Source organism: Litoribacter ruber (assembly GCF_018449405.1).
Lineage (GTDB): Bacteria > Bacteroidota > Bacteroidia > Cytophagales > Cyclobacteriaceae > Litoribacter > Litoribacter ruber.
Genome location: NZ_JAHCMY010000008.1, coordinates 50,274 through 67,257 on the forward strand (window position 1 = coordinate 50,274; position 16,984 = coordinate 67,257).

The 16,984-nt window shown below is 42.8% G+C and carries 12 protein-coding genes; 7 read left to right on the forward strand and 5 right to left on the reverse strand.

Translation table 11 applies throughout. The features are described 5' to 3' along the window. Positions 1-3: 3 nt before the first annotated feature. A complete protein-coding gene (gene speE, locus KI659_RS13760) occupies positions 4-1,284 on the reverse strand; it encodes a polyamine aminopropyltransferase (protein ID WP_213945944.1) in 1,281 nt (426 codons plus the stop codon). A gap of 97 nt (positions 1,285-1,381) precedes the next feature. Then, on the reverse strand, positions 1,382-1,858 hold the full coding sequence (locus KI659_RS13765) for a SixA phosphatase family protein (protein WP_213945945.1): 477 nt from the start codon (positions 1,856-1,858) through the stop codon (positions 1,382-1,384). A gap of 151 nt (positions 1,859-2,009) precedes the next feature. Between KI659_RS13765 and topA the strand changes: the two genes are divergently transcribed. The 4 genes from topA (at position 2,010) to KI659_RS13785 (ending at position 6,552) form a co-directional block, all read left to right on the forward strand. Beyond that, a complete protein-coding gene (gene topA, locus KI659_RS13770) occupies positions 2,010-4,331 on the forward strand; it encodes a type I DNA topoisomerase (protein ID WP_213945946.1) in 2,322 nt (773 codons plus the stop codon). A gap of 161 nt (positions 4,332-4,492) precedes the next feature. After that, a complete protein-coding gene (locus KI659_RS13775; protein WP_213945947.1) occupies positions 4,493-5,404 on the forward strand; it encodes a hypothetical protein in 912 nt (303 codons plus the stop codon). After that, positions 5,401-6,093: an SIR2 family NAD-dependent protein deacylase gene (locus tag KI659_RS13780; protein ID WP_213945948.1), complete on the forward strand. Its 693-nt coding sequence runs from the start codon at positions 5,401-5,403 to the stop codon at positions 6,091-6,093. The genes KI659_RS13775 and KI659_RS13780 overlap by 4 nt, the downstream gene beginning before the upstream one ends. A 15-nt stretch (positions 6,094-6,108) precedes the next feature. Next, on the forward strand, positions 6,109-6,552 hold the full coding sequence (locus KI659_RS13785) for an OsmC family protein (protein WP_213945949.1): 444 nt from the start codon (positions 6,109-6,111) through the stop codon (positions 6,550-6,552). A gap of 45 nt (positions 6,553-6,597) precedes the next feature. On the opposite strand, the gene KI659_RS13790 is transcribed toward KI659_RS13785, so the two are convergent. Beyond that, on the reverse strand, positions 6,598-7,389 hold the full coding sequence (locus KI659_RS13790; protein WP_213945950.1) for a hypothetical protein: 792 nt from the start codon (positions 7,387-7,389) through the stop codon (positions 6,598-6,600). Positions 7,390-7,938: 549 nt separating this feature from the next. On the opposite strand from KI659_RS13790, the gene KI659_RS13795 reads away from it, so the two are divergent. Further along, complete coding sequence (locus KI659_RS13795; RefSeq protein WP_213945951.1) at positions 7,939-12,036, forward strand: response regulator; 4,098 nt, start codon at positions 7,939-7,941, stop codon at positions 12,034-12,036. A 54-nt stretch (positions 12,037-12,090) separates the two neighbouring features. Continuing rightward, on the forward strand, positions 12,091-13,215 hold the full coding sequence (locus tag KI659_RS13800) for a pyridoxal phosphate-dependent aminotransferase (RefSeq protein ID WP_213945952.1): 1,125 nt from the start codon (positions 12,091-12,093) through the stop codon (positions 13,213-13,215). On the opposite strand, the gene KI659_RS13805 is transcribed toward KI659_RS13800, so the two are convergent. Then, positions 13,212-14,597: an exonuclease domain-containing protein gene (locus tag KI659_RS13805; protein WP_246535415.1), complete on the reverse strand. Its 1,386-nt coding sequence runs from the start codon at positions 14,595-14,597 to the stop codon at positions 13,212-13,214. The genes KI659_RS13800 and KI659_RS13805 overlap by 4 nt on opposite strands. Before the next feature lie 100 nt (positions 14,598-14,697). Here KI659_RS13805 and KI659_RS13810 point away from each other — a divergent pair, with 100 nt between their 5' ends. After that, entirely contained in the window at positions 14,698-15,255 is a 558-nt protein-coding gene (locus tag KI659_RS13810; RefSeq protein ID WP_213945953.1) for a DinB family protein, read from the forward strand. Between the two features lie 15 nt (positions 15,256-15,270). Here KI659_RS13810 and KI659_RS13815 read toward each other — a convergent pair whose 3' ends face one another. After that, entirely contained in the window at positions 15,271-16,947 is a 1,677-nt protein-coding gene (locus KI659_RS13815; RefSeq protein WP_213945954.1) for an AMP-binding protein, read from the reverse strand. Positions 16,948-16,984: the final 37 nt, after the last annotated feature.

Sequence of the window (16,984 nt, forward strand, 5' to 3'; positions counted from 1 at the left end):
AGACTAGGATTTTGGCTGTATCATTTTCTGAACAAAGTTAGGCAGCACAAATGCGGCCTGGTGGATTTCAGGATTGTAGTAATTCAAGTCAAAGGAAGGAAGCAACGCCTGTGCCTTTTCCTGAACTTGTTTTGGAGAGCAGTCGCCTTTGGCACTGTAAGAGAAAGACCACATACCTGTAGGATAAGTAGGGATGTGTACTAAGTAACAATGTACATTCTCCTTTCCGAAAATTCCTCTATAGCAATCGTAAATTTCCACAAAGACTTTCTCGTTGAAACGTGGGGACTCTGACTGGGTCACCATGATGCCGTCTTTTTTAAGAATTCTGTGCACTTGGGTGTAAAATTCAGCGGTGAACAAGCCTTCTCCAGGACCCACTGGGTCAGTACTGTCCACCAACACTATATCGAAAGACTCGTCAGCAGCTTCATTCACATACTTGATTCCGTCTTCGATCTTAAGGTTCAATTTGGGATGGTCAAAGGATGCTGCGATGCTAGGCAAAAACTCTTTGGAAGCCTCCACTACTTTTTCGTCGATTTCCACCATCACCACTTCCTCAAGTTGTTCATATTTCAGGATTTCTCTGGCCGTTCCACCATCTCCTCCACCGATAATCAATACCCGCTTAGGATCTGGATGCGTTTGCATCGGCACGTGAGAAATCATCTCGTGATACACATATTCGTCTTTTTCTGTGGTCATCACCATGCCGTCAAGCGTCAGCATGTTTCCGTAAGCAAATGTTTTGTAAACCTCCACTTTTTGAAATTCAGATTCCTGTTCGTACAATTTACCGTCATGCTTCAAAGACAAAGCAATGTTGTCGTTTCTTTCGGTAAACCACACGTTTTTGGTTCTCATCGGACCGCCTTCTTCAGAGGATTTTTCATCACGCATCTGGTTGATGTCAAAATCCTTGTGTGTAAGCAATGCCATTTCTCCTCTTCTTAGCTCGACAGCCGATCCGTGGGCTGCTTCAAAAGCTTTTTTCAAATAGTTATAAGAAACCCATGGGTTAACTGTTTCCCCGCAGGTAAACAAATCCACGGATGCATATCCAAACTCTGGCCAGGTGTGAATCGCCAAGTGGCTTTCCTGGATCACTACTACCCCCGACACTCCATAAGGCGAGAAGTGGTGGAAAGTGGAGTTAATTATTGTGGCGCTTGCCTCCTCGGCCGCCTCTTCCATACTGTTCTGAATATGTACCACATCATTGAGAATTTCCGGATTACAGTCGTAAAATTCTACAATGATATGCCGTCCTAATGCGCTCATAACTGCTATTTTATATTTTTTCTAAAGTTTTAACCTCGCAAAAAAAATAAAATTTTGCGTCTAATTAAAGAATTATATTCTTTCCTTGGCAAATTATCTATTGGACCACCTCCAATACGGACCCGCAATTACCTGATATATAGGACCATTTTTCAATTTGCAGCTCCATTATCACACAGGTGCCCGGCTGCAGGTAATATAAGGGCTGGTCGGTGAGGTAATTGACTAATTCCATCAGGCCGGGATTGTGCCCCACCAGCATCAGCCTGGATACATCGTCCCCCACGGATTGTACTACCTTGATTAGATTGGACAAGGAACTTTCATAGACACTTTCCTTTTTAATAATCGATGAAGCCGAAAAATGTTCCTGTATAATTTGAGCGGTCTGGGTCGTCCGGACAGCCGGACTATGGATCAAAAGTTCAGGCTTGGAATATTGTACGCTCAGAGATTTTCCCACCCGTTGAATATCCATTTGACCATTTGGAGTAAGATTTCTCTTGAAATCCTCGGAAAAACTTCCCCCATGTTCTGCTTCTCCGTGTCTTAAAATATAAATTAACTTTGTCATTGGTGTTTAAATAATTCATCTTTGCACATTATAGCAAATAATTGTGCCACAAAAAAGACCAAGGTCTGGGATTTGGACATGAAAAATATCAGGTCTAATTTTACATTTTTATTGTGGCCTCCCAAAAGACCAGTAATTAAACCATAAACTTATGCCAAAAAATCTAGTCATAGTCGAGTCACCTGCCAAAGCCAAAACCATTGAAGGCTATCTGGGCAAGGACTTCAAAGTAGCCTCAAGCTACGGTCACGTCCGTGATCTCCCCAAAGGTGATAAGGCCATTGATATAAAGAATAAGTTCAAGCCCACCTATGAGGTCACTCCGGACAAGAAGGAAGTGATCAAACAGCTTAAAGGCTTGGTCAAGGATGCAGAGACCATCTACCTAGCGAGTGACGACGACCGCGAAGGAGAAGCTATCAGCTGGCATTTGAAAGAAGTATTGAAACTTAAGGATGAGGCTACCAAAAGAATTGTCTTTAGGGAGATCACCAAAAACGCCATCTCAAAGGCGATAGAAAATCCACGCACCATTGATATTGACTTGGTGAATGCACAGCAGGCAAGGAGAATACTCGATAGGCTGGTGGGGTTTGAGCTTTCCCCTGTATTGTGGAAAAAAATCAAAGCAGGCCTTTCCGCCGGCCGGGTGCAGTCCGTAGCCGTGAGGTTCATAGTGGAAAGGGAGCGGGAAATCGACAAGTTCAAGGCAAAAGCCGCCTATAGAATCACCGCTCAGTTTTTAGTGGATGGCAAACCACTTTCTGCTGAATTACCCAAGAAATTTGACACCGAGGAGGAGGCTGAGCAATTTTTGCAAACCTGCCTCAACGCAGAGTTTTCCATCAAAAACCTGGAGAAAAAACCTGCCAAAAAGACCCCGGCACCCCCTTTTACCACCTCCACCCTTCAGCAGGAAGCGAGTAGAAAAATGGGTTTCTCGGTAGCACAGACCATGAGCGTGGCCCAAAAGCTATATGAATCAGGTAAGATCACCTATATGCGTACCGATAGCGTGAACCTTTCCGAAGAAGCCATGCAGAAGGCTCAGAATGAGATCCAAAGTGCCTATGGAAAAGAATTCCATAAAGCCAGAAAATACAGCAGCAAGTCGGAAGGGGCCCAAGAGGCCCACGAAGCCATCAGGCCGACTAATTTTACCGAGCATGATGCCGGAAACGACCGGAATGAGCAGAGACTTTACGAATTGATCTGGAAAAGAGCAATTGCCTCCCAGATGGCCGATGCCCAATTGGAAAAAACCAATGTCACCATTGGCATCTCCAATGCCGAACAGACCCTTTCCGCAAGCGGTGAGGTGATCAAGTTTGAGGGTTTCCTGAAAGTGTACCTAGAAAGTACCGATGATGAGCCTGAAGAAGAGGAAAGCACCAACAAGGGTCTTTTGCCTCCATTAGCGATCGGCCAGCAGCTTGACTTGGTGGAAATGAAGGCAAAGCAGACCTTTACAAGGCCACCGGCCAGATATACGGAAGCTTCCTTGGTAAAGAAACTGGAAGAAATGGGTATTGGGCGACCATCTACATATGCCCCGACCATTTCCACCATACAGAAAAGAAACTATGTAATCAAGGAGTCCAGAGATGGTACGCCAAGGGATTATGTAGAAATGAAAATCAGTAACGGCAAGTTTGCAAAAGCCACCAAGACCGAAAACGCAGGCTCCGACAAAAACAAACTGTTCCCTACCAATATTGCTATGGTGGTAAATGACTTCTTGGTAGAGCATTTCCCCAATGTAATTGATTACACTTTCACCGCAAGGGTGGAAAAAGAGTTTGACGACATTGCCCAAGGCAAGCAGGAGTGGGAAGAGATGATCGAAAACTTCTACTCAGTCTTCCACAGCAAAGTAGAGCAAACTGAAAATGTAAGCCGAGCGGATGTCAATTCCAGTAGGGAACTGGGTACCGACCCCAAGACCGGAAAACCTATCATTGCCAGACTTGGAAAATTCGGACCTCTTGTTCAGATTGGAGATCAAGAAGATGAAGAGAAACAATTTGCCAGTTTAAAAAAGGGACAGTTTATCGAAAACATCACACTTGAAGATGCGCTTGAACTATTCAAGTTGCCGAGAGATGTTGGTCATTTTGAAGATAAAAAAATTGTTGCGGCAATTGGACGCTTTGGCCCATATATCAGACACGACGGTAAGTTTGTTTCATTAGGCAAAGAATTGGATCCGTTGAGCATCACCGAGGATGAGGCCATTGAGCTCATCAAAGATAAGAGAGAGGCGGATGCTAAAAAACATATCAAAACCTTCGAGGAAAATCCCGAAATACAGATATTAAATGGCCGTTGGGGACCTTATATAAAGTTTAACAAGAATAATTATAAGATCCCGAAGGATAAGGAAGCTGAAAACCTAACCTATGAGGAAACCCTTCACATCATAGAAAACCAGCCTGAAAAGAAAAAAGGGCGTTTTGCAAAAAAGAAAAAATAATCAAAGCTTCCCCGATTGGGGAAGCTTTTTTCATATTAGCGCTTTGTTGGAATGCCTATTGCTTTTTATAAAATTTAATTTTGACTTTTTCCAATACACTTATGCAACTCTACTATATAATCATTCTTATTTGCTCGCTTGCCGGTTTGGGGTGGACTTTTATGGCTTATAAAAAAAGGGACCGGGTAGAAGTTAAAGAAGATGACCCGAGAGACCACATTAGAGGGATGTACTTTTTAAAAATCCCCTATGAGAAAATCATTATAGGTTTCTTTGCCTTCACAGCTTTGGTTTACACCGTCAAACTTTTTGTGCAGGCCTTTATAAATCACCTGGATTTGGCCATGTTTATGGTTTCAATGGCTATTGTATTGCTCTTGGTTTACAAGATCCTGATGAGTTTTACAGCGGTGGCAGAGTTTCAATGGAGCTCGGTCGGAATGCTGGTGTTAAATGGGGTTATAAGCTTTTTCATTTATCAGCAGATGACCGGAGTGATCGAGCTTTTTCAGGAAGCGAGGGAATATACCCTCACAGTACATTTGCTGGGCATGGTGCTTGGTCTGGGCGGAACCACAGTTATAGACATCATGATTTTCCATTTCCTGCGAAATTTCAAAATCAATAATCAAGAGGCGGTAATCATGCACCTCATCAGCCAAATCATCATCATTGGCTTGATTTTGCTTATCGTAAGTGGGGTCGCATTGTTCTTAACCGATATTGAGGGATATTTATCCAATGACAGGTTCATGATGAAAATGACCGTTATGGTTGTGGTGATATTAAATGGGGGTGTCCTAAACCTATATATTACGCCAGCCTTGGAGGAAATCAGCTTGCTTAAAAAAGACCTTCAGAAAAATAATACCTTGAAGAAAACCTCCTTCGCCGTAGGGGCCATCAGCATGCTGTCCTGGTATTCGGCATTCTTTTTTGCCATGATCAAAGATTTAAGCTATTTTTCCTATGTGGCGCTGTTAATCCCCTACCTGCTCTTTCTGGGCCTGGCCATAGGGATCAGCCAGTTTGCCAAAAAACAGATGGAGAAAAAAGTCTTGAACCAATCATGAAAAAACTAGTAGTACTGACAGGGGCAGGGATTTCGGCAGAGAGCGGAATCCAGACTTTTAGGGATTCCAACGGCCTCTGGGAAGGCCATGACGTCATGGAGGTGGCCACACCTGAAGGCTGGAAAAAGAATCCTGAATTGGTATTGGAATTTTATAACCAAAGAAGGAGGCAGGCATCCACTGTCAAACCCAATGCGGCGCATTACCACCTGGCAGAATTAGAGAAACATTTTGATGTGACCATTGTTACTCAGAATATTGATCCGCTTCATGAAATGGCCGGATCCAAAAAGGTGGTTCACCTGCATGGCGAGTTGTTCAAAAGCCAAAGCTCATTGGATCCTAGCCTTGTTTATGATATTGAGGGCTGGGAACTGAAGAAGGGCGACAAGTGTGAGAAAGGCTCACAACTTAGGCCCTTTGTGGTGTGGTTTGGGGAACCTGTCTTGAAAATGGAAGAAGCAATTGAGATCGCCGCTGAGGCCGATATTTTTGCCATCATTGGAACGAGTCTGGTCGTTTATCCTGCCGCCAGCCTGATTGGGTATACCAAACCAGAAATAAGCAAATACATTGTCGACATCAAGGTCCCACATGTTGGCTTTGTGGAAAATTTGACAGCCATCGAAAGTACCGCAAGTCAGGGTACGGGAAAATTAAAGGAAATTTTAATCAACAACGAACTATAAAACCACTCAAATTCTATGAAAAGAAAAGCAACATCCATTTGGAAAGGCAACGGCTTGGAAGGAAAAGGTCACCTCTCCTCCCCCAGCGGATTTTTCGACAATACACCCTATACCACCAAATCACGTTTTGAAAACGAGGATGGCAAGTTGGGCACGAACCCTGAAGAACTATTGGCTGCAGCCCATGCTGGGTGCTTTAACATGGCCTTGAGTTTTCAGGTAGCCAACAAAGGCTTTGACGCAGACGAACTGCACACGGTCGCCACAGTCACCATTGACAAGGAGCAGGGAAGCGATGATTTTGGCATTCAGGAAATTCATTTAAAGCTCAAAGGCAAAGTGAAAGGTATGAGCAAGGAGGATTTTGAAGTTGTAGCCAGAGTAGCAAAGGACAACTGCCCCATTAGCAAAGCTCTAAAAGCGGTGCCTATATCCCTTGATATTGAATTTGAAGGTTAAAAATAATAAAGGCCAGTCCCATAATCATGGAACTGGCCTTTTCAATTATCTCACCACTTTCTCCAAAGTAGCAAGATAGACCCATTTTTGATCTCTGGATTGAAGTCCTCTCTCCACTGCTTGCTTATCTTCCTCGGAAGCCTCTAAATCCTCATATTCCATAGAATTGAAAAACTGCAGGTAATCCCTGTAAAAATTCATTGTCATATGCGTTGACTTGGCTTCACTTCCAAAGGGAAGTGCGGTACGAAGCAGACGCCAGCCCCCCATCAAATCATTATCAATTCTTTTTTGGTGAAAAGGCTGAAAAACCTCCTTCTCGGCCGCCTCGTATTCTTCAAACCTTCCTTCTACGGCCTTCATCAAATCGAAGGAGGCCAACACCCCAGGCTTCATCTCAAATTCCGTATCCGTGCGGGCTATTTCTTCCATATAGGACCTCACCGCCAAGTCTCTACTGGTTTCGGCATCCTTTAGCATCTTGGTCAGTTGTTGCTCATTCAAGGTATCATACACCTCTTTACCGTACTCCACCAATTTATTCAGGGGGATACCGTTCATCATTTTGACTGGATCCTCATAATAGGTCACCGTGACATACTGGAATTCACCACTGTCGGTGCCGGATTTGAGAGACCAGAAATCCCATCCCGAGATATCGCCTTTTTCCACGGCTTTCTTATAGATGCGTTCCAAGAAATCCTTATGATCCATGTAATTGATCGTGTTTCCAGTTTCTACTTTCATAAACTCAAACACCATATACTTCTTCTCCTGTCCAAATACCAGAGCAGTATTGAAGCACAGGGCCAACAATAATAGGGTTAACTTTCTCATAGACGTATCCTTTAAAACACAAAACTTCTTAAAAACATACCTTTAATATAAGTATTTATTCGGTTTATGTAAAATTTAACAGAATAAATAATATTTATTTTTACATGAACAAACCAAATAACCTGCCAAAACCATTAAACACAATCCTAAGCAGACTCCATTTCTGATTATAAATTGGCTTATTAATTCCAAAAATTAATTTTTGGCATAAATTTTATAATTATTTAAGGCTAGAATATGAGAAGTGAAAAATCAAAAGCCGATTAAAACTTGGTGCAACCGAGCATAGTGTATCATCCGTTTAAAAATTTGATTCTCAGGGTAGACAAACCGGATTCGGGAATTTAGAAAGAAAAAAAGGTATCATCCTATATTTTTGAGATTAAGAATAAAAGAAAAACCTTTTTATAGAAACGAATAGTTCTTATTTTAGCGAATTAATATAAATTTTCAAATTTTATATTTGATTATTGCAATAAAGATATTTCATAAAGATAGGACTTGGGAAGCAATTCAAAACCCTCTGATTATCAATTATATAATTCTGAAATGACCCATAATAATATTAACGAAACTGAAAGGTTGGAAACCCTCAAATCCTATGATGTGCTAGATTCACATTCAGAGAGTGAGTTTGATAGGCTGACCACAATAGCTTCTTTAACATGCCAAACCCCTATGGCGGTCATTTCTCTTATTGGAGAAAACAAGCAGATTTTTAGATCCACGGTTGGTGTCGAAATAAAGGAAACCGATATCCAGTGTATTTTTTGTTTAGAATGCATTAAACAAAAAGAACTCGTCATCTCTGAAGATGCTAGCAAGGATGAGCGCTTCAAAGACAATTCCCTAGTTACTGGACCTCCCCATATCCGTTTTTACACAGGCGTGCCCCTATTATCCCCAGAAGGCCATGTCCTGGGGACATTAAGCGTGATGGATGACAAGCCCAACAGCCTGGACGATAATCAAATCAAGGTTTTAAAACTTTTAGCCCAACAAGTTATCACGGCCATCCTGGATAACAGGAAGAGAAAACAACTCCAGCAATATGAGGCGCTTTTTAAGTCCTCGTTGGATATAATGACCATTGTAGATAAAGATGGCAAAAACCAAATAATCAACCAGGCCTATATGGACATCACTGGTTGGGATGAGGAGAAAATCAAAACTAAAGGTGAAACTATCGTTCACCCCGACGATGTGCCTAGAGCTTACAAGGAGTATGAGAAAATCCTAAAAGGCAAAAAAACTATTAACTACCTTCAGCGGACGCTTACTAAATCCGGAGAATATAAGACTATTCAATGGCATGCCAACAAAAACCCTGAGACAGGGGACGTTGTAGCTGTAGGCCGCGATGTAACTGAAGACCTTAAAACCAAAGCAGAACTTCAGCAACAGAAAGACTTTCTCAATTCAATTGTAGAAGGAATGTTGGAAGGCTTTGCCATGGCTGATAGAAGCGGCAAGAAAGTTCGGGTCAACAAAGCACTATGCCAGATGACTGGCTTCTCGGAAGAGGAACTTCTGGGCCAGACTCCGCCTTACAGCTATTGGCCTAAGGATATGCAGAAGAAAAATAGCTACTACTTCACCAAGGCCATAAAAGGCGAGCTGGATGAAAATGTATTTGAGCTTGTTTACCAAAAAAAGAACGGTGAAAGATTCCCTGTATTGGTAAATACCTCTGTTATCCAAGACCCCTCTACCAAGGAAAAATTTGTTTTTGCTACGGTACAAAACATATCGGCTACCAAAAGGACCGAGCAGAAACTTCTGGTGACTCAAAAAATGATGGAGCAGACCAATCGTGTCGCTCATGTCGGGGGCTGGGACGTGGATTTAGAAACCAACACCACCTATTGGTCAGATATTACCAGAGAAATTCATGAGGTCCCTGATGACTTCAACGTGACTCTTGAGGCTGGACTCAACTTTTACAGACCGGGACGCTCACTGGAAACGATTAAGGAACATTGGAAAAAAGCAGAAGAAGAAGGGGTTCCTTTTGATTTGGAGCTCGAAATTATCACCTATAAAGGAAAATATAAATGGATACGGACCAAATGCCAGTGTGAGAAATTGCATGGGAAAGTGACCCGTATTTATGGGACTTTCCAGGATATCACCGGTAAGAAAAAGTCGGAGTTTGAAATTGAAAACAAGGAAAAGATGCTTAAAGGTATCTCCTTGGCTACCGACCAGCTATTATCCAACCGAAAATTTGAGGATGCTATAGAACGTTCTCTTAAGATTTTGGGGCAAACCGTGGAAGTTGGCAGAGTTTATCTTTTTGAAAACTCAAAAAATGAAAACGGGGAATTGGTAGCCTCCCAAACTTTTGAATATGCTGCGGATGACTGTTCCCCTCAATTTGAAAATCAGGATCTACAGGACATTTACCACAAGGACTTCGAGGATTTTTTCCAGCCCTTGAGTCAAAATAAAGTCTTTTTAGCGAAAATAAGTGATATTCAGGACAAGCCGCAATTGAAGGAATTTTTGGATATGCAGGAAATCAAATCTATCCTTGTTATTCCGATTTTCTATAGCGATAATTTCTGGGGCTTTATCGGATATGATGAATGTTATGAAGAAAGAGACTGGTCAGATGCGGAAATCTCACTTCTGAAGAGTTTTGCCAAGACCATTGCCAACGCTATTGAACGTAAAAACATGGACCTTTCCATGGAAAGAGCCATTGATCAGGCAAAATCTGCCAATATAGCCAAATCCGAATTTTTGGCCAACATGAGCCATGAAATCCGCACACCCCTGAATGGTATTATCGGGTTTACTGACTTGGTGATGAAAACCAATCTGGACCCAACCCAGTCCCAATATCTGGGAATCGTCAACAATTCTGCTAATGCACTATTGAGTATCATCAATGATATTTTGGATTTCTCTAAAATTGAAGCGGGTAAACTTGAATTGGACATCGAACGGTTTGATGTATATGAAATGGCCAGCCAAACGGCTGACATTATCAGTTACCAGGCCCAAAGCAAGTATTTAGAAATGCTATTGAACATTTCTCTGGATGTTCCAAGGTTTATTCATACAGACGAGGTGCGCATTAGGCAAGTACTCATCAACCTGCTTAGCAATGCCGTGAAATTCACGGAAGTAGGTGAAGTGGAATTGAAGATAGAGGTAATTGAATATCAAGATGAAGAATGTGTGCTCCGCTTTTTGGTAAGGGATACCGGAATTGGTATCAAAAGAGAAATGCAGGAAAAAATATTCGAGGCTTTCTCCCAGGAGGATGGCTCCACCACTAAAAAATACGGCGGTACAGGTCTGGGGCTTGCGATTTCAAACCAGCTTTTGGGACTGATGAGCAGCCATCTCAACTTGGAAAGTGAACATGGAAAAGGAAGTACATTCTACTTTGATTTAAGAGTAAAGGCAGATCAAGGTGAAAGCATTGAGTTTGAAGAGGTGGAAAACATTCAAAAAGCATTGGTCGTTGACGATAATGACAACAACAGAACCATCATTCACGAAATGTTGAGGCTGAAAGGTATTGACATCGAGGAGGCCTCCAGCGGATATGAGGCGTTACAGATGATGGGCACCAGGAATGACTTTGACGTCATTTTGATGGATTATCACATGCCTTATATGGATGGTCTGGAAACAATCCGCAAAATAAGAAGCAATTTCGGAACCCAAGCTGATGAGCAGCCTATTATTCTCTTATATAGTAGTTCTGACGATGAGCGCGTAATCAGAGAGTGTGAGGAACTACATGTCACCCAACGCTTGGTGAAGCCTATTAAGATGCACGACTTGTACAATTCCTTGGCAAAGCTTCACAAATCCGATGTCAAAAAGAAGAAGGAAATTGAAGAGTCTACTGCCGAGGCGAGCTTTGAGTCCAAATACAATGTTTTGATTGCCGAGGATAATCAGATCAACATGTTCTTAGCCAAAACCATCATTCAAAGGATTTTGCCTAACAGTACCATATTCGAAGCACCAAACGGCCAAATCGCCTTTGAACTCTACAAAACCAAGCAGCCGGATCTAATTATCCTGGATATTCAGATGCCAATCATGAACGGCTATGAAGTCACCGAAGCAATACGTAAGGCAGAATCAGGGACCAGGACTCCAATATTGGCACTTACTGCGGGCAATGTGAAGGGAGAAAAAGAAAAATGCCTCAATATTGGCATGGATGACTTTATTGCCAAGCCTGTAGTGGAAGAAACCTTGGAAATGGCCCTCCATAAATGGTTACCTTTGAATAAGGACAAAAAAGAAGAACCTGAACAGGTAACAGAAACAGAAGATATGAATAGCGAGCGATTTGATATTAAAGTGTTGGAGGGTTATGTGAAAAACAATCCAGACTTAATGCAGGCTTTTATGGATATTACCATTAAAGAGCTCGAAAATGCCAAAGTAGAGTTGAACGAAAGTCTTTCTCTACAAAATCTAGCTGATATCAATTCGGCCGGCCACAAACTGAAAGGTACAGCATCCTCTGCAGGTCTAAATTGGCTGTTTGAAATCGGACTGGAGCTTGAGGGACTCGACGAGTTTGATTACAGAAAGATCAAAATCCTGATTACAAAGGCTCAAAATGAGATTGATGAAGTCCTCACGCTATTGAAAGCAAAAAAAGAAGAATAGATAAAATTTGAGATTGAGAAGGGGAATTGTTAAATTAAAAACAAATCCTTAATCATGAAATTCAACAGAAGACAATGGTTAAGAAGCGCTGCCCTCACAGGTGGTGCTTCTTTAATTTCCGGCCTAGGCATTATCCCCAAACTTTCGGCCGAAGAGATAGCCAAATTCAACCCTCGCCCCTTAGAAGATCTCGCCCGACTGAGTTCAAATGAAAACCCCTATGGCCCTTCAAAAAAAGTCAGGGATAGGTTGTTCAAATCATTTGATGACGGGTGCCGGTACCCTTATAGCTACCAAAACGAACTTTTAGATAAACTAGCCGAAAGGGAAGGTGTGCCCAAAGACCATATCGTGATTACCGGAGGCTCTACTGAGGCTCTCAAAGTAGCCGGGATTACATTTACCCGCAATGGTGGAGAAATCATTGCCAGTAAACCCACCTTTCTTGCCATGATGAGTTATGCGCAGATGTGGGGTGCCGAAGTCAATTGGGTGGATGTGGATGAGAACCTGCAACATGATCTTGATGGTATGCAGAAAGCCATAAACCCTTCCACTAAAATGGTTTTTCTCTGCAACCCCAACAATCCAACGGGAACGCTTCTTTCCGCTGATGACTTTGAAAAATTCTGCAGGGAAACCTCCAAGCATACGACTGTATTTTCCGATGAAGCCTATTTTGAATTTATAGACGAGCCTAATTATCCCTCCATGGTCAAGTTGGTCAAAGAAGGCGAAAACATCATCGTAAGCCGTACCTTTTCCAAGGTTTTCGGCCTGGCTGGGCTAAGAATTGGCTACATAGTGGCCCGACCCGATTTGGCGCATAAAATTAGGGAAAATGTAGTGGCCTTCACCAATGTACTGGCGCTGGAAGCCGCAAAAGAAGCCTTGGATGATAAAGAGTTTTTTGAATTCAGCTTAAATAAAAACAAGGAAGCCAAGAGCACTATTTATCATACCCTAGATGATTTGGGGCTTCGCCATTTGGAAAGCCACACCAATTTTGTCTTTTTCGAAAGTGGGATGCATATAGACAAGCTGGTCGATCAAATGAAGGACAAAGGGGTTTTGATTGGCAGGGAATTCCCACCTTTCTCCAATTGGTGCAGAATTAGTACGGGGACGCCAGAGGAAATGGAAAGGTTTGACAAAGCATTGAGAAGTGTTTATACCTAGATCACCACCATATCCAACTTCTCCCTACTCAAAAATGACCTGAGGATCAGACCCGTTTCCAAAACGGGCTTGACCGGTGTAAGGTAATCCAAAATCGACTCTGCCTGCACCTCCATTTCTTGACTGATGAATCCATAGGCTTTTAGAATACCATTATCAAAAACAATGGCCGCATGTTCATCTCTGGTCCTACCGGCAGACTTAATGAGAAGCTGTTTCGACACTACTGTTCCTTGGTTGAGCCATTCTTCCATTTTGAGATTATAGGTCTCAGGGCTTTCTTTTCCAAGGCATGCCCCTTCGCATTTGCCAAGAGGATAGTCATAGCACTCATGGGCTGACTTCTGGATTCCCGCCAATTTGGGGCAAAAACCAAATGCCCTCACACCACTCTGAACTTCTGCCCAAGCCTCGGCATGGGAATAGAATGTCATAATTGGTTTTAAGGCCTTTTGGACCTTCCCTACCTGTATACGCTGATAGCCGTTTCCATCCTCATAGGTATAAATACCCCATGAATGGCTAGGACGTTTCTGGGCACGATTATATTTAGGCCACAGCCTTTTGATCTCCAAGGCTTCCAATAGCAAAGCCAAAAACTCACTGCCTGTTTCGGAGAAGCTCACATCATGAATTTCACTTTTGAGGTCATTTCGGCTTTTGCCGCCAAAATGCCCCTTAAACCTGGATTGAATATTATTGGCTTTGCCTACGTAGATAACTTCATTGGTCTGGTTGAAAAAATAATAAACTCCCGGCCGCTGGGGCAAGGCATCAAATTTCTCTTTGCTGATATGTGGAGGCAAAAAAGCTTCCCCAGAGTTTCTTTTCAGGGATTTATCGATAATGCTGCGATCCAATGAAAAAACCTGTTGAAAGAGAATGGCCGTAGCCGCAGCGTCGCCATAGGCCCGGTGCCTATCCGTGATCCGAATGCCTCTTGATTCGCAAAGCCTGCCCAGACTGTATGAAGAATATCCAGGAAATGCTTTTCTGCTCAAGCGTACCGTGCAAAGTTTTGGCCTCCGGAAGTTTAGGCCCACCTTTCCAAATTCATGGTGGAGAAAATTGTAATCAAAATTGACATTATGGGCCACAAAGATTTTATCCTCCAGAAGCTCATAAAGCTCCTCGGCAATTTCTGCAAAAGTCGGCGCATCCTGCACCATTTCATTATCTATACCTGTAAGGCCAGTGATAAAACCAGGCACTATCCGCAAGGGGTTGACCAAGGTCTGGTAGGTATCCAAAACCTGCTTACCATCATGCACGATCACAGCCACTTCAGTAATCCCTCCACGTTGGGCTGTGCCGCCTGTCGTCTCAATATCTACTATCGCAAAAACCATCTTCGAAAGTAACGTCAAGTATTTGTTAATCATTCGAAATGAGATAAGTTTTTTGATTCCAGTGACAGCAGTTGTCCATTTAAAAATTTTTGAACCGAATTTTGTAACTTTAGGCAACTAACCGAATAAACCAATGAGCCAAAAACCAACCGAATGGGTAGCGGAAATAGATCGCATTACTGCTAAGTTTGAAAGAGAATTTGCGGAAATGAGCCTAGAGCAAATTTATTGGAAACCCCACCCGGAAGTCTGGTCAATCGGGGAAAACATCCAGCACTTGATACAATTGAATTCTTCCTACTTCCCAATGTTTCAGGAGTTGAAGGATGGGAAATATCAGAAGCCCTGGTCGGGAAATTTCAGCTTTATTTATAACCTAATAGGAAATTCCATTTACAAATCGGTTTCGGATGGCAGAAAAAAGAAAATCAAAACTTTTGCCTCTTGGGAACCCAAAATAGGCGGTACCCATCAGGACATTGTCCAAAAATTCACCAAGCATCAGCAGGAATTAAAAAGTTGGATAACCAAATTGGCTCCACAGTTTGGCAAAAACGTGGTGATCAATTCTCCCATTAACAAGCTCTTGCCTTACACCTTGGATAAAGCCATGGATATCATAGTGGCCCACGAAGACAGGCATTTCCAACAAGCCCTAGAGGTAAAAGAAGCCATAAAAAAAGCCCCATGACGGGGCTTTTTATTTTTAGGATTTGCCTTCGTGCATTTCCTTTATTTTTCTTCTAAGAATCTTTCCAACATTTGATTTCGGGAGTTCATTTACAAAATAAACCTCCTTTGGCACTTTGTAATTGGTCAGATGCTGCTTGGAATGGGCGATGACTTCTTTATCAGTTAGGCCGTTATCTTTTGGCACTACATAGGCCACCACCTTCTCGGTGGATTTATCATCGGCAATTCCTATGACACCTACCTCCAAAACTTTGTCATGGGCAGCAATTACATCTTCCACTTCATTAGGATACACGTTGAAACCGGAGACAAGAATCATTTCCTTTTTTCTGTCCACTATCTTCACGAAGCCGTCTGCCTCAATGATCCCGATGTCACCAGTTTTGAACCAGTCTCCGTCGAAAACCTGCTTGGTTTCCTCAGGCTTGTTCCAATAGCCGCGCATCACTTGAGGTCCTTTGATGCAAAGTTCCCCCTTCTCCCCTATTGGCACCTCATTGCCATCATCATCAATGGCCTTGATTTGCGTATTAGGAAGCGGAACCCCGATAGACCCAATGCGCTCGGTCCCATCGATTGGGTTACAGGTCGCGACTGGCGAAGTTTCAGTCAGTCCATACCCTTCGGCAATTGGCACTCCGGTCACTTTTTTCCATTTTTCAGCCACAGCTTTCTGCACGGCCATCCCGCCACCTACAGCAACACGCAATGAGCTGAAGTCCAGGTTTCGGAAAGCCTCCTGATTCAAAAGACCGTTATAGAGCGTATTCACGCCTGTAATTACACTGAATTTGTGCTTGCTCATTTCCTTGATAAAGGCCGGCATGTCTCGTGGGTTGGTGATCAACACGTTGTGTGCACCTATTTTGAGCATGGCCAGACAGTTAACCGTCAAGGCGAAAATATGGTAAAGGGGAAGGGCAGTGATGACCGTTTCCCGGTTTTCCTTCAGCTTTGGTGTCATCCATGCCGAAATTTGCTGCATATTGGCAATGATGTTGGCATGGGTCAGTTCAGCTCCCTTAGACACACCTGTCGTCCCGCCGGTATACTGCAGAAATGCCGCGTCACTTGCCACCATTTCCTCATGGCGGAAAGACATCGAGGCACCTTTGCTGAAAGCATCCTTCAAATTCAAGGCACCGTCAATCTGATAGGGTGGCACCATTTTCTTGATATGCTTGACCACAAAGTTTACGATGCCTCCCTTAAGCCCACCTAGCATATCCCCAATCTGGGAAATGATAATGTGCTTGGCCTTGATTTCACCTCTGATTTTCTGAAGATTGGAGGCAAAGTTTGCCAAAATCACGATGGTATCCACTTGGGCATCATTAAACTGATGCTTCATTTCACTCGGGGTGTAAAGCGGGTTGGTGTTTACCACAATCATCCCCGCCCGGAGGGCTCCGAACATCACGATGGGATATTGCAGCAAGTTGGGCATTTGGATGGCTATCCTATCCCCTTTTTTCATTTTGAGCTCATTCTGAAGATAGGCTGCGAAATTTTTGGAGAGTTCGTCTACCTGCTTAAAAGTGAGCGTTTTGCCCATACATTCATAGGCTATTCCATTTCCATATTTTTTGACGCTTTCCTCAAAAAGGTCGACCAAACTGTTGTAAGCATTTACATCTACTTCTTTGGCCACGGAGGGTGGGTATTGCTTAAACCATGGGAAATCTTGCATATTTGTAGTTATTTGGATTTACTTAATTTAAGTTCAG